This window comes from Acinetobacter sp. F-1, assembly GCF_022869025.1.
Lineage (GTDB): Bacteria > Pseudomonadota > Gammaproteobacteria > Pseudomonadales > Moraxellaceae > Acinetobacter > Acinetobacter pseudolwoffii.
On record NZ_JAJKFX010000008.1, the window covers coordinates 105,292 to 119,120 of the forward strand.

Sequence of the window (13,829 nt, forward strand, 5' to 3'; positions counted from 1 at the left end):
AGGCAGATGCTATTCACTCAATTTTTTCGTTTGAAGCAGGATCAAGTCATTTCAATCTAAAAACGCAGCGATTTCATCGGCCACTGCCCTGGATGTCCGGGAAACTCCGACCAGCGTCGCCGAAGCAGCACCGGTCCATTCCCCATAACCGACCAGCCATAAATTCGGCAGCTGAACCGAGCGGCCATCCTTCACTGCGATGGTCTGGTCCTGCTGGATAATCCCGAGGCTGCTAAGATGATTCAGCGCCGCCTTAAATCCGGTACACCAGATCACTGCATCCACTTGCGCGGTGCTGCCATCTTCCCACATCACGCCATGTTCGGTAAAAGCCGAAAATGGACGCTTGCTCTGTAAAACGCCTCGCTCACGTGCCTCTTTGACTGAATCAATCATGACAATATCGCCCAGACCACCAATGGGCTGCTCGATCTTTCTACCTTGCTGCTGGGCTTTCAAACGCTCGGTCGCCCTTAAGAACAGGACACGGCCATCAACATCATCTGCCAGAAATTGCGGCGGTGTCTGGGTGATCCAAAGCGTTTCAGCTACCTGGGAAACCTCGGCCAGGATTTGCGCACCGGAGTTGCCACTACCCACGATCATGACTTTCTTGTTTTTAAATAACTCAGCATTTTTATAATCTGCTGAATGAAGTTGTATACCCTGAAAATGCTCACGACCTGCATACTCGGGAATAAATGGTTGGCTCCATGTCCCTGTAGCGCTTACCACCGCTTTGGCTTTCCAGGATTGTTCCCCGGCATAGACCTCTAAATATGTCCCTTTGTTTTCCACGCGCTCCACATGCACCGGACGAACTACAGGAAAGTGATAGCGCTGCTCATAGGCGGTCAAATAATCGATCACCTCATTGCGGGTCGGATAGGTCTGTTCGGTCGCCGGCATCATCCAGCCCGACAGCGAACTCCAGCTATTGGGGGAGAAAAGACGCAAGGACTCCCAGGCATGCTGCCAGGCACCTCCAGGCTGAGGCTGATCATCCAGGATGATAAACGGAATATTCTTGCGCTTTAAGAAATAAGCCGTGGACAAACCGGCCTGTCCAGCACCGATGATGATCACATCTGTTTCGATCTGTTTTATGTCCAAAGCCTTTTCCCCTTGCATTTTTCTGTCGTTCTTGATGCAGCATCCCGCTTTTTCAGCGGGTTTCTGCTGATTTCTCTGATTGACCGGACAGCCTGATCAAGCAAATTCAGTCTTACAAACTGCGCTGATTTACCCGTTTGGAAAGCTCTTCAGCCGATTCCTTGCGTTCTGAATAACGATCTGTCAGGTATTTGCTTTGACCACGAGTCAGCAAGGTAAATTTATACAGTTCTTCCATCACATCCACAATCCGGTCATAGAATGCTGATGGCTTCATTCGTCCATCTTCTTCAAATTCCAGGAATGCTTTTGGAATTGAAGACTGATTTGGAATCGTGATCATCCGCATCCAACGCCCCAAAACACGCATCTGGTTCAGACTGTTAAAGGACTGTGATCCCCCACTGACTTGCATCAAGGCAAGGGTTTTTCCTTGAGTGGCACGAATTGCGCCCCCTGCCAGTGGAATCCAGTCAATCTGGGATTTAAAGATGGAACTCATAGAACCATGTCGTTCCGGTGAACACCACACCATGCCTTCTGACCATGCTAAAAGTTCATGCAACTCTTTTACTTTTGGATGCTCAGTATCCGCATCTTCAGGTAAAGGAAGCCCTTTAGGATGAAAGATTTTTACTTCTGCCCCAAAATATTCAAGGATTCGACCAGCTTCAAGAACTGCAAGGCGACTGTAAGAACGTTCCCGATTAGACCCATAGAGCAGTAAAATCCGAGGAGGATGAGCTAGTTCTTTGGCTTGGACTTTTTCAAAGGTGGGTTGTTCAATAAGATTTGGATCTACGTTAGGCAGGTTCATCATATCAAGCCTCTTTAAAATATTTCTTTCTTAGCCACAGTGAAACACTCACTAAAGCAATTAACACAGGTACTTCAACCAATGGCCCAATAATCGTGGTAAAAGCAACCGGCGAAGCAATACCAAAAGTTGCAATGGCGACTGCAAGTGATAATTCAAAATTATTTCCAGCCGCAGTAAATGAGATTGCAGCAGTTTTTGGATAATCATTGCCCATCCATTTACTCATAAAGAAGCTAATAAAGAACATGGCCACAAAGTAAATGATTAAAGGAATCGCGATGCGTAAAACTTCCAGTGGAAGACTCACAACATCACCCCCTTTTAAGCTAAACATGGCCAAAATCGTAAACAGCAAAGCCATTAAACTCAGCGGGCTGATTTTTGGAATGAACCTGGTTTGATACCATTCCACGCCTTTTTGTTTCACCAAAATTAAGCGCGTTAAGAAACCCAATAAGAACGGAATTCCAAGATAAATCAGAACAGCATGGGTAATGGTCCAGAAGCTAACATTGATCACTTGAGCTTCAATACCAAAATATGGCGGAAGGAAGGTCAGGAATAACCAGGCGTAGGTACTGAAGAATAAAATCTGGAAAATACTGTTAAACGCCACCAATGCTGCAACATATTGGTTATCACCACAGGCCAGACCATTCCACACCAGTACCATGGCGATACATCGAGCTAAACCAATCAGGATCACGCCTGTCATATACTCTGGATAGCTATGCAAAAAAATCACAGCCAACGCAAACATCAGTACCGGAGCAATCAACCAGTTTTGAATTAAAGATAGCGTCAGGGTTTTTTTATCCTTAAACACTTGTGGCAAGGTCGCATAATCCACTTTTGCCAGGGGTGGATACATCATCAGAATCAGACCAATCGCGATTGGAATATTGACTGAATTAATACTGAATTGATCCAGAGCAACCGATGCTTGAGGAAAAAAGTTTCCTATTGCGATGCCTAACGCCATGGCAATAAAAATCCACAGCGTCAGGTTGCGATCTAAAAAGGACATGCGTTTTTCAGACATGTGACTTACTCAACATTCGAAATTTGATTAATCGCTGCAATCAATTGTGAGCGAGAAAGTTCATCTACGTTAAGTTTAAACAAAGTATCCAGGCGACGATTGATATGTTCAACAGTGTTCATAAAGGCTTGCATTTTTTCTTCTTTATCCACCTCTAAATGTGACGGATCAGACAGGCCCCAGTGCGCCTTGATCGCTCCGCCAAGATAAAGAGGACACGCTTCCTGTGCAGCCGCATCACAGACGGTAATCACCACGTCTGGCTGATACTGTTCACAGGCATCAATCGTCTTGCTGGATAAGCCTTTAGTCGACAAGCCCAGATTGTGCAGGGTTTCAAGCGTCAAGGGATGCACCTGACCGGAAGGTTTGCTGCCAGCACTGTAAGCGACCCAGCCTTCTGGCGCACGGCTATTGAACAACACTTCAGATAGAATGCTGCGGCAACTGTTCCCCGTGCATAAAAACAAAAATTTCATGAAAACTTACTCGCAATGGCTCTGAATCGATAGAGCGGAAGAATCAAATAAAACCGGAACGTCACTACGTTTCAGTACGTCCAGAATTTCAAAGCACCAGGCCGGTAATTGCGGATTGAGGCTGTAGTACACCCACTGGCTTTGCCGACGATCGTTGAGCAGACCGCAAGACCGCAACAAGGCCAAATGCCGTGAAATTTTTGGTTGGCTTAACTGCAGTTTATCGGTCAGATCACAGACGCATTGCTCTTTATTTTCCGCAATCAGCAGGACAATACTGAGACGTGTTTCATCAGATAAACATTTAAAAAACTGAACGTGGTCCATAGCTGCTCCCCTTCTATTATGCAAATATATACATATCCATATATATAGTAAATAGTACAAGTGAAAAATTATATCTGGATCAGGATATCACAGCCAGAAAGCGCTGGATTTAACAGTTTCCCTCTTCTTCCAATATAGAAAAACCAGCGACTTGAACCACTGCTTTTCTTCGCTACAACTTTAATTTTGAAGTTATTTATTTTTCTCGATCAGTTCCGCGATAGCCTGAGCTTCCAGAATTTTACCACTCGATACGATTTTACTGTCAATCATCAGACCCGGTGTGCTTAACAGTCCGGTTTCGGCAATCTGCATCATATCCGTGACATACTCAATGTCCGCTTTGACACCGGTGCTTTTCACTGCTTCTTCAGTTGCAGCCAACAGGGCCTTACATTTACGGCAGCCTGTACCCAAAACTTTAATTTTCATCTTTTATTCTCCATACATTTTATAAAAACCAGTCACCCAAAGTATTCAGGCTATAGCCAATAATCAAGATTCCCACAAAAACGATCCCTATAAACAGGCTCAATAAGCGGGTTTTCACCACCTGTTTTAACAGGATCAGGGATGGCAGGGAAAGTGCTGTTACCGCCATCATAAAGGCCAATACCGTCCCCAACCCCACACCTTTCACCACCAAAGCTTCTGCAATCGGCAAAGTGCCAAAAATATCTGCATACATCGGTATGCCTATGATTGTAGCAATCAGTACGGAATACCAGTGATCCTGACCAAGCAAGGCGGTAATCCACTGTTCAGGAATCCAGTTATGAATTGCCGCGCCAATCCCTACGCCAATCAACACATACATCCAGACCTTGCTAAAGATTTCCACCACCTGTTCCCAGGCAAATTCCCGGCACTCTTTCGCAGACATTTTAAAATCTTCATCACCCTGAGCTGTACTATTTTGCGTAACAAATTCAGCGACATACTTTTCCATTTTGAAAAAGCTGATGAGTGATCCACCAATAACTGCCAAAATCAGACCAAGAACCACATAGATCATGGCAATTTTCCAGTTAAAAATACTGGCCAATAAAATAATCGAAGCCAGATCGACTAAGGGAGATGAAATCAGAAAGGAAAAGGTCACCCCCACAGGCAGTCCGGCACGGGTAAAACCGATAAACAGCGGAATGGAAGAACAGGAACAAAATGGGGTAATGGTGCCGAGCAAGGCCCCCATGATATTGGCTTTGATCCCGGTCATGCGTCCCAGAATCTGCCGGGTGCGTTCAGGCGGAAAATAACTCTGGATATACGACAGGCTATAGATCAGGACTGAGAGCAGAATAAAGATCTTAAAAACATCATAAATAAAGAAGTGAATACTGCCACCGAGCCGGGTCACCACCTATAAACCGAAGACATTTTCGACCAGCCAGCGCACGCCTTCCGAGAGCCAGGTCATTTTAAGCAGCACATCATTCAGCCAGGCAAAAATCGCGATTATGCTTTCCATTTAAAGCTCCTGGTTTTAGGGGGATGAGATCAGGTCGATGCACTCATCGGCAGATTTTTGAACCATTGACCTGCGCAACAGTTTCCAGTCGGTAGCCTGTGTAAGATTTGAAAAATGGTACTCTCTGTCAAAACCTGATACGGGGAAACTGCCTGCTGATGATCCAATTCCTTTATCCTTCAAGAACCTATTTCATTCAGTATGTAAATGATATGGATCATCGTCCATGTGTTTTTCAGATAAAAAAGCTCCAATCAAGTTGAAGCTTTTTCGTAGGGGGGACACTTTATTTTACCCGATTGCCCTGTTGATCCACGATGATTTCACCGTCTTCTTTGGCAAAGGCTTTTAATTGTGGCGAAGGCAGAATATCCAGTACCACTTCCGATGGGCGGCATAATCGGGTTCCAAGCTCGGTAACCACCAACGGGCGGTTGATCAGGATCGGATGTTGCAGCATGGCATCAAGCAGTTTCTCATCGCTCCAGCCGGCATCATCTAGATTCAGCTCGGTATAGGGATCGACATTTTTACGGAGCGCATCTCTTACCGATAAACCTGCATCAGAAATCAGTTGAATCAGCTCATCACGAGAAGGAGGCGTAACTAGATATTCGATCACTTCAGGCTCAATTCCCGCATTGCGAATTAAAGCCAGCGTATTGCGTGAGGTACCACAGGCTGGATTATGATAAATTTGGACTTTTGGCATTTGATCCATGAGCTTTACTCTTATCAATGAATCATAGCTTTATATATGAATATACGCATATTCGCAATATAAAATATATGTGTTTTTCAGATGTAACCTGATATGAGAAGTCCAAAATCATTTGAAGCAGTTTCAAAATGAATAGTCTCTTCTAGCTCTAGATTATTGGATCACTTCACGGGCTGCTGTTAAAACCCCACATAAAACTTTTCAATCAGCTTTCGGGTCTTGACCAGCAGATTACTCAACACATTTTCCCGTTCAAACAGCTTCACTTTAAAGTTCAGCAAGTCTTTCAATTCTTCCTTACGTGGTAAACGTTTGGTGAACTCGTAATGTTCCAGAACTTGCTTCATTGCTTCTGGTTTCAGGTTTTCTTCTGTACAGAGGTACTGATAGGCCTGTTCTTTTTCAGCATCCCAGAACTGAGCAAAGGCCGTTTGTACGCTCTGGCCATTGATCATCTTGGGCAGGTTTTCTTCAATAAACTTCTGGATCAGCGCCTGCTTGTCATACAGGGTGATTTCATTGCCAATCAGGTCATAGACCTGAGCTTCATACTTCTTACGTTTGTCTTCATCATCACTATTCACAGCCAGTTGTAGCAGGTTGATGATATAACCAACATTGATCCGGTCACTGTGCAGTAAGTCCAGCTGAAAATCGACATCGTCCAGTACCGATACTTTTTCTTTTTTAGTGGTCTTGCGTACATCACGACATAGATCGGCATACTTGGACGCAAAGTTGGCAAAATGCTGTTTATCCAGTGCAGTCTGGTCCTGATCATATTCAATAAAGGTTTGCAGCTGGGCGTTGTAACGCATCACTTCTCGAAAGGCTTTAATGAACGCCAGCTGCTGATCTTCAGTGATGAGTTCGTCGACACTTTGATAATCAGGGGTAATATTTAGTAGCTTCTGTACTGCCACTTCATAGTCCTGCTGAATTTCTTCATAACTTGGCACCAGTACCACTTTTTGCGCTTCTTTATTGGAAAATAATGCCAGTGCTTCATCAGTGGCGCGTTTCAGGTTACGGAAACAGATGATGTTGCCGAAAGGTTTTTTGTCGTTAAAGACGCGGTTGGTTCGCGAGAAGGCCTGAATCAGGCCATGGTATTTCAGGTTCTTGTCGACATACAGGGTATTTAAGGGCTTGGAATCAAAACCGGTCAGAAACATATTCACCACAAGCAGGATATCAATCTGTTTCTTTTTGACCCGATCGGCAATGTCGCGGTAATAGGCATAGAACTGGTCGCCAGAATTGTAATTGGTTTTAAACTGCTGGTTATACTGGGCAATATAGCGATCCAGCTTGTCACGGCTGGACGGATTGATCTGGCTCGGGATATCTGCCGCTTCTTCATGGATCAGCCCGTTCTGTTCATCCACCGGCACGGCTTCATTGGCGGCATAGGAGAAAATCGTCGCAATCGTCAGCGGCTTAAATAACCTGCCCTGCTCTTCATCCTGTTGCTGTTTCTCAGCCTGAATCTTTTCAAACAGTTCATAGTACTGGGTCAACATATCGACCGAACTGACACAGAACATCGCCGTGAATTCACGATTACGGGTTTTGGTATCATGCGTCTCGACAATATAGCGGGCAATCATTTCCAGGCGCTGTGGATTGTCGTAGAGTTCCCGGGTATCAATGCCTTCGACCTCATCATCATAGTCGAGGTTGTGCTGCATACCCTTAGCCGTATATTTACCCCGGTAATCAATCTGGAATTGCAGTACGTTACGATCACGGATGGCATCCACGATCACATATTGGTGCAGGCATTCATTGAACAGGTAATCTGTAGTGAGTTTCAGGCCGGCTTTAGACTGGCTATTTTCCTCAAAAATTGGCGTTCCGGTAAAGCCAAACATCTGGGCATTGCCAAAGAACTTCTTGATATTCTGATGGGTCTCACCAAACTGGCTGCGATGACATTCATCAAAGATAAACACCACTTTCTGGTCTTTGAGATAATCAATGTATTCCAGATAGCGATCCGTGCTGATGGCCCGGTTTAGCTTCTGGATGGTGGTGACAATCAGTTTGTCATGGCGTTGATCCAGCTGCTTGACCAAAGTATGCGTGCTATCGGTGCTGTCGACACTTTCGGCTTTAAAGGCATTAAATTCGCGTGAGGTTTGCGTGTCCAGGTCGTTCCTGTCCACCACAAACAGGACTTTTTCCACGTCCGGCATTTGCATGATGATCTGGCTGGCTTTAAACGAGGTCAGGGTCTTGCCTGAACCTGTAGTGTGCCAGATATAGCCGTTCTGATTGGAGTTTTGCACATGCTCCACAATTTTCTGTACTGCATAAATCTGATAGGGACGCAGCACCATCAGGCTTTTGGTAGTTTCCAACATCACCATGTACTGGGTCAGCATGTCTGTAAGATGCTGATGATTTAAAAATGCATCAGCAAAATCAACAATTTCATTGATATGTTTGTTGGCAACATCCGCCCACGGAAAGGCAAACTCGATGCCTGTGGTGCCGTTGGAGTAATAACGGGTATTGGCACCATTACTAATCACAAAAAGCTGAATAAAACTAAACAGGCCCTGTCCAGCCCAATAGGCTTCACGGGTATAACGCTGAGTCTGATTGAAGGCTTCAGCAATTTCCATGCCGCGCTTTTTCAGCTCGATCTGTACAAGCGGCAGACCATTGACCAACAAGGTCACATCAAAACGGCTGGTACGGCCGTTATAGTCGCGGTGATCTATCGTAATCTGATTGGTGACTTGATAAATATTCTTGCTAGGATCATCGGACAGGAAAAAGATGTGCTTGCTGCTGCCATCATCAAATTTGACTGGGAACAGATCACGCAGATTCTTGGCTCGCTCAAACACTGTGCCTGTGTTTAAAAAACTGATGACTTGTTTCCATTCAGTTTCTGACAGTGGCGCAAGTCCATTGGCACGTTCGACTTGGGTTTTTAGGTTAGACAGTAGTTGGCTTTCATCCTTGAGCGTGACTGAGGCATAACCTAATTGTTGCAGTTGGCCGATCAGTTCATTTTCAAGTTGATATTCGCTTTGTACTGTCATTTCCTTTCCCTCTAAAATCTTAAATTATTCACTTCAATGTTTGTTTAATTAAACTCAAGATATATTCTAAATTTTCTGTATCTGAGACGATCACCTCACAATCACCATTTCCCCAATGTCCAATATTGGTCACATCTTTCGCGAGCTGTTTCGGGTCATCCAGTTGATTAAAAGGCATATTCAGCCAGATGCGAATTTGCTTTGTCCCAATACTCATATAGACATAGTTACGCTTACCCTTACGGAAGGCGATATACATTTTCTTGGGATGAATATCTAAATCGGTGGTTAAGCCCAGAATTGAGTCCCTGAATTGCTCATATAGCTCTTTGATGTCATCGGACTTCTCCGCCAAGTGATAGGCTTCATCATATTGCTGGATTTCTTTGGCAATCTTTTGAATATCTTCAGACTCAACCTTTTGCACTTGCTTGATTGAAGGCGCTGATTTGGCTTTCTGCAATGGATTGACTGAAACAATTCCGCCTTGATAACGTTTGATTTCCCACAGCTCAATGCCTAAATCTTTAAAGTTGGTAGACTGCTTTTGAAAGTCGGTAAAGCTCGGTGAAACAAAGATGATTCGGCTCTGTGACCAATCCACATCCTGACGTTTAAGCTGTTTGCTCTGGCTCTCATTGTACTCAACGATAAAATCTGCCTTATAGTCGAGCATCAGATTCAGATAAGAAACGCCTTGATCAATCACGCTATAATTGCGTTCACGCTTGTATTCGATAATTACGAAGGCCTGACTTTCGGGATCGAAAGCCAGTGTATCAATACGGTTATTTTTAATGGTGAATTCAGACTTGATGAATTCCAGACCTGTAAAACTGTAAAGATTGTTTTCAAACAGGGTTTGAATTTCTCTTTCCAAACGAAAAGGATCTTCTGTAAGTTCTACTAATGACTGTGCTTGGGTTTGATAAAGCTGCATTAAAAATCTCGAATTATTTATTCTTCAAATGTTTGTCTAAGTGGATTACTCAAAGAAACGCTATATAAGAGTTTTAATCTCTTAATTGTCATTGGAATACCATTTTCGGTTTTATGGAGCATGGCATGACAGTTCGGGCATACAGGTCGAAGATCCTCTTTAGGATCTACTTCATACTCTTCGCCAATCGTGTGCAAAGGCTTAAGATGATGTACGTGGATGAAATCTTTAGCAAATGAGCCATACATATGTTCAAAGCTTAAGCCACAGACATAACAACGTGTTCCATGAATTTCTATACATTTAGCCCTTGCTTCAGGGTTACGCTCATATTTATTCACTAAAACCGTTTGCTTAGCTCCTTCAGGAAAGGTTTCATTTTCTAAACCTGCTTCATCGGGATAGTCGGTATTCACACTATCAGTTTTAAACTCATTAAAAATATGAGTTAAAAAAATGCGGATTGGATCATTTGAAGCTTTATCTCGATCTGTGCGACGGCCTTGAATAGGAGCATCAGGAATTAAGTTTTCCTGTCTGAAATATTCAAAAGACAAAGTGGATTTATCCACTTTGTTTAACTTTTCAAAAATAGAGTACCCACCTAGATAACTTTCAATTTTCTTTTTATCCGACCAAAATGCTTTCTGTGCTACTGGGTATTCTGAGTTTTCCGCATGCCCAATAACTTTGAATTGATACATCACCTTTGAGATGGGTTGGGTCACATATACATGAACAATATCATTGATTTGTAACCCTTTACCTTCACTAGTAGCTGAATTCTTCCAATAAATCTGCGGCAAAGCATCATAAGCTGCTTCTAAATCAAACTCAGCATAATTCACGGTTACTAGCCAATTTGCCATAACTTTCCCCTACACAAACATCTGCTGCAACAAGCCTTTTTTCCACTGCTTGGCCTGTTCAATTTGCTGTACTACAACTTCAATTTTTTGGTCAATGGCAGATAAGAAATTGGCGATTTTGGTTTGTTCTTCTAAACATGGATAAGGAACATTAATTTCAAAAAATCCATCCTTACTTACATTCAATAATCCATCCATACGAGCTGAACTAGAAATAAGTAATCTAAGATGCTTATCTAGATAATGATATTCAAATAGTTTTGCATAAAATTTTTGGTTAACTTCATTTATGTTTTTTGCTCTAAAGCTAATAAATACATTTGGTACTGCTATTGAATAATCAAATTCATTCAAATACACACAACCATATTTATAGGTTTTAGAATTTCCCTTGTTATAAGAAAAATCCTGTGGCTTTAAAACAATATAATTACTATTTTGCTGACCAGAAATATCTCTTCCAAATTTCTCAGCTTGGCTAACAAACCCTTTTCCTGCTGTAATACTGTAGGTTTCAATATCTTGATTTAAGACTTTATCCTTAATTTCTACAAATAAATCAATAACCTTTTTATTTCGCCACTCCCCAAACTCACTGCCATCATCCGCTTTAAAACGAATCTGCTGGCTAAACAGCTTTTGCATCATGCCTTGTTTGTATTGGCTCAGCAGCGCATGTTTTTGCGTGAGTTGGCTGATTTTTTCATCCACTGCGGAAAGGAATGTGGCGATTTTGGTTTGTTCTGCTTTGGATGGAAAATTGAGCTCTAATTGTTTTAAATCTTCAATACTTACATTAGATTGATTACCTGTTCCACCTTTAGAGCTGTAAAAAAAGTGGTAGAAAAATTTATCTGTTGAAATACGATATTGTATAAATTTAGAATCTGATAAATCTTGTTTAGCTCTTAGTCGCACTAAACGCTGGTTTAATAAAAATTTATCATCTTTATCAATTTCAACATTATAACCATAATCGGTTTTACCTACTGTTCCTGTAAGCGTTAAAACTATATCGCCTTTTTTTAATAAAAATTTTTCGATTTTACTATCTATATTTGTCCAATAAGATGGATTTCGGGTTAAATCCAACTGATTCTGATAAACGTTAGACATTTTGATTAATTGATATTTTTGCGGTTCATTACTCATTAATTTGCTATCAAAAGCATATCCAGCTAAAAAATCTATTTGATCCTGTAAAGCATCCACTCCCCATTTTTGATCAAACTCTTTAAATCTTAACTTCGGCACAGCCATTACTTCACCTCCGCAAAAGGCGAAGTAATTCCAAGCTCTTTGCAAAACTCCGCAATCACCGCATCGGTCTTTTGACTGTCTTGTTCCAAGTCTTGCAGCTGTTGGGCAATCGCATCTAGGTCAATTTCTGCTTCCGCTTCAAAGGTATCGACATAACGCGGAATATTCAGGTTGTAATCGTTGTCTTTGACTTGCTGTAAAGTTGCGACATGCGCATATTTTTCAATATCCTGACGGTTTTCAACAGCCGCAATAATATTGTCCAAATGCTCCGGCAACAGCTTGTTTTGATTCTTCTGCTTTTCAAAATCATTGCTGGCATCAATAAACAGAATATTACCGCTCTGCTTACGGTTTTTCTTCAACACCAAAATACAGGTCGGAATAGACGTGCCATAGAAAATATTGGCGGGTAGACCAATAATCGCATCCACCACGTTCATCTGTTCAATCAAATACTGACGAATCACCCCCTCACTCGAACCACGGAACAATACGCCATGCGGTAACACCACCGCCATCGTGCCATTGTCATCCAGTTGATACAGCATGTGCTGTACAAAGGCCATATCGGCTTTAGAACTTGGCGCCAGTTTGCCATACGCGGCAAAGCGTTCATCTTGTAGAAATAACGGATCGGCAGACCATTTTGCAGAAAATGGCGGATTCGCCACCACCGCATCAAACTTTTTATCTAAATGCTGCGGGCGGGTTAAAGTGTTTTCCTGCTTAATATCAAACTTGGCAAAATGCACATCATGCAGAATCATGTTCATGCGTGCCAAGTTGTAGGTGGTACGGTTCATTTCCTGACCGTAAATCATATCGACATCTTTGACTTCACGTTTCACCCGCAGCAACAACGACCCTGAACCACAAGTCGGGTCATAGACTGAACGCAAGCGCTCTTTGCCTTGGGTGACAATCTTGGCCAGTAAAGTCGATACGGTTTGCGGGGTATAGAACTCACCGGCTTTTTTGCCCGCACCTGAGGCAAACTCACCAATCAGGTATTCATAAGCATCACCCAGTACATCAGCTTCAGTATTGGAAATATCAAAATCAATATCATCCAGATGGCTCAGGACTTTCGCCACAAGTGCATTACGGTCGCTGGCATTGTTGCCGAGCTTGGTCGAGTTCAGATCCAGATCTTCAAACAGGTTGGCAAAGTCATCGGCAGAGTCGGTGCCTAAAGTACTTTGCTCAATCGATTTTAAGGTCGCAGTTAAATCATCCAGAATGAATTCGCCCTGACGGCCCCGCTCAGCTAAGGTATGGAATAGTTGTTTTGGCGTGAGTGCATAACCCACTTCGGCAATGGCATTCTTTTTGATTTCTTCGATATACGGTACATGCTCAGGATTGTTTTCATCCAGCTCTAAAAAGCTGATGTCTTCGCCATCGAGCAATTCGTTGGCAAAGTTCACCGACTTTTCCGATAAATATTTAAAGAAAATAAAACCCAGAATGTAATCACGGAATTCATCGGCGCCCATGGTGCCACGCAAAGTATTGGCAATATTCCAAAGTTGTTTTTGTAGCTGTTGCAGTTGTACCTGGGTCATTGTTATAGAATTCCAAATAAGTAAATCATTAATAAAATGATTTTACCTAAAATTCTAAAACATGCAGCAGTAAAAAGGTGGAAAAGGACATGAATTGTCGTGCTTAATTCACTTTATTTATCCATTAAAGCTCCCCAGACAGACCAATATGCCAAATTTTACC

12 protein-coding genes and 1 pseudogene are annotated in these 13,829 nt (G+C 42.7%); all 13 read right to left on the reverse strand.

The features are described from left to right. Positions 1-51: 51 nt before the first annotated feature. The 13 genes and pseudogenes from LOZ91_RS09290 to LOZ91_RS09350 all read right to left on the reverse strand — a co-directional run bounded on the left by LOZ91_RS09290 (position 52) and on the right by LOZ91_RS09350 (position 13,666). Positions 52-1,131 carry an ArsO family NAD(P)H-dependent flavin-containing monooxygenase gene (locus tag LOZ91_RS09290; protein ID WP_005093691.1) on the reverse strand — a complete coding sequence of 360 codons (1,080 nt, stop codon included), beginning with the start codon at positions 1,129-1,131 and terminating at the stop codon, positions 52-54. Positions 1,132-1,225: 94 nt separating this feature from the next. Beyond that, positions 1,226-1,930 carry an arsenical resistance protein ArsH gene (arsH, locus tag LOZ91_RS09295; protein WP_035337425.1) on the reverse strand — a complete coding sequence of 235 codons (705 nt, stop codon included), beginning with the start codon at positions 1,928-1,930 and terminating at the stop codon, positions 1,226-1,228. Positions 1,931-1,934: 4 nt separating this feature from the next. Beyond that, positions 1,935-2,975 (reverse strand): ACR3 family arsenite efflux transporter, encoded by a 1,041-nt coding sequence (gene arsB / locus LOZ91_RS09300; protein WP_005093695.1) that lies wholly within the window; start codon positions 2,973-2,975, stop codon positions 1,935-1,937. Between the two features lie 5 nt (positions 2,976-2,980). Further along, positions 2,981-3,454, reverse strand: a complete 474-nt coding sequence (locus LOZ91_RS09305) for an arsenate reductase ArsC (protein WP_074382687.1) — start codon at positions 3,452-3,454, stop codon at positions 2,981-2,983. A 6-nt stretch (positions 3,455-3,460) separates the two neighbouring features. Then, positions 3,461-3,781 (reverse strand): metalloregulator ArsR/SmtB family transcription factor, encoded by a 321-nt coding sequence (locus LOZ91_RS09310; protein WP_005093699.1) that lies wholly within the window; start codon positions 3,779-3,781, stop codon positions 3,461-3,463. Between the two features lie 192 nt (positions 3,782-3,973). Next, positions 3,974-4,213, reverse strand: a complete 240-nt coding sequence (locus tag LOZ91_RS09315; RefSeq protein WP_005093701.1) for a thioredoxin family protein — start codon at positions 4,211-4,213, stop codon at positions 3,974-3,976. Positions 4,214-4,232: 19 nt separating this feature from the next. Then, positions 4,233-5,252, reverse strand: a pseudogene (locus tag LOZ91_RS09320) (permease). 286 nt (positions 5,253-5,538) lie between these two features. Next, positions 5,539-5,973: an arsenate reductase (glutaredoxin) gene (arsC, locus tag LOZ91_RS09325; protein WP_005093706.1), complete on the reverse strand. Its 435-nt coding sequence runs from the start codon at positions 5,971-5,973 to the stop codon at positions 5,539-5,541. A gap of 179 nt (positions 5,974-6,152) precedes the next feature. Further along, the gene (locus LOZ91_RS09330) at positions 6,153-9,029 is read right to left on the reverse strand and encodes a type I restriction endonuclease subunit R (RefSeq protein WP_244783082.1); all 2,877 of its coding nucleotides are present in this window, start codon (positions 9,027-9,029) and stop codon (positions 6,153-6,155) included. Positions 9,030-9,057: 28 nt separating this feature from the next. Beyond that, the gene (locus LOZ91_RS09335; protein WP_244783083.1) at positions 9,058-9,969 is read right to left on the reverse strand and encodes a DUF5655 domain-containing protein; all 912 of its coding nucleotides are present in this window, start codon (positions 9,967-9,969) and stop codon (positions 9,058-9,060) included. Positions 9,970-9,986: 17 nt separating this feature from the next. Continuing rightward, positions 9,987-10,838 (reverse strand): HNH endonuclease, encoded by an 852-nt coding sequence (locus LOZ91_RS09340; RefSeq protein ID WP_244783084.1) that lies wholly within the window; start codon positions 10,836-10,838, stop codon positions 9,987-9,989. Between the two features lie 9 nt (positions 10,839-10,847). Continuing rightward, the gene (locus LOZ91_RS09345; protein ID WP_244783085.1) at positions 10,848-12,098 is read right to left on the reverse strand and encodes a restriction endonuclease subunit S; all 1,251 of its coding nucleotides are present in this window, start codon (positions 12,096-12,098) and stop codon (positions 10,848-10,850) included. Then, positions 12,098-13,666, reverse strand: coding sequence for a type I restriction-modification system subunit M (locus LOZ91_RS09350; RefSeq protein WP_244783086.1), 1,569 nt, complete (start codon positions 13,664-13,666; stop codon positions 12,098-12,100). The genes LOZ91_RS09345 and LOZ91_RS09350 overlap by 1 nt, the downstream gene beginning before the upstream one ends. Between the last annotated feature and the right edge of the window lie 163 nt (positions 13,667-13,829).

Excerpts from the sequence above, each read along its gene's own strand:
- LOZ91_RS09345 (WP_244783085.1), bottom strand. The coding sequence starts at position 12,098 with ATGGCTGTGCCGAAGTTAAGATTTAAAGAGTTTGATCAAAAATGGGGA.
- arsB (WP_005093695.1), bottom strand. The coding sequence starts at position 2,975 with ATGTCTGAAAAACGCATGTCCTTTTTAGATCGCAACCTGACGCTGTGG.
- LOZ91_RS09290 (WP_005093691.1), bottom strand. The coding sequence starts at position 1,131 with ATGCAAGGGGAAAAGGCTTTGGACATAAAACAGATCGAAACAGATGTG.
- LOZ91_RS09305 (WP_074382687.1), bottom strand. The coding sequence starts at position 3,454 with ATGAAATTTTTGTTTTTATGCACGGGGAACAGTTGCCGCAGCATTCTA.
- LOZ91_RS09330 (WP_244783082.1), bottom strand. The coding sequence starts at position 9,029 with ATGACAGTACAAAGCGAATATCAACTTGAAAATGAACTGATCGGCCAA.
- arsH (WP_035337425.1), bottom strand. The coding sequence starts at position 1,930 with ATGAACCTGCCTAACGTAGATCCAAATCTTATTGAACAACCCACCTTT.
- LOZ91_RS09335 (WP_244783083.1), bottom strand. The coding sequence starts at position 9,969 with ATGCAGCTTTATCAAACCCAAGCACAGTCATTAGTAGAACTTACAGAA.
- LOZ91_RS09315 (WP_005093701.1), bottom strand. The coding sequence starts at position 4,213 with ATGAAAATTAAAGTTTTGGGTACAGGCTGCCGTAAATGTAAGGCCCTG.
- LOZ91_RS09350 (WP_244783086.1), bottom strand. The coding sequence starts at position 13,666 with ATGACCCAGGTACAACTGCAACAGCTACAAAAACAACTTTGGAATATT.
- LOZ91_RS09310 (WP_005093699.1), bottom strand. The coding sequence starts at position 3,781 with ATGGACCACGTTCAGTTTTTTAAATGTTTATCTGATGAAACACGTCTC.
- LOZ91_RS09340 (WP_244783084.1), bottom strand. The coding sequence starts at position 10,838 with ATGGCAAATTGGCTAGTAACCGTGAATTATGCTGAGTTTGATTTAGAA.
- arsC (WP_005093706.1), bottom strand. The coding sequence starts at position 5,973 with ATGGATCAAATGCCAAAAGTCCAAATTTATCATAATCCAGCCTGTGGT.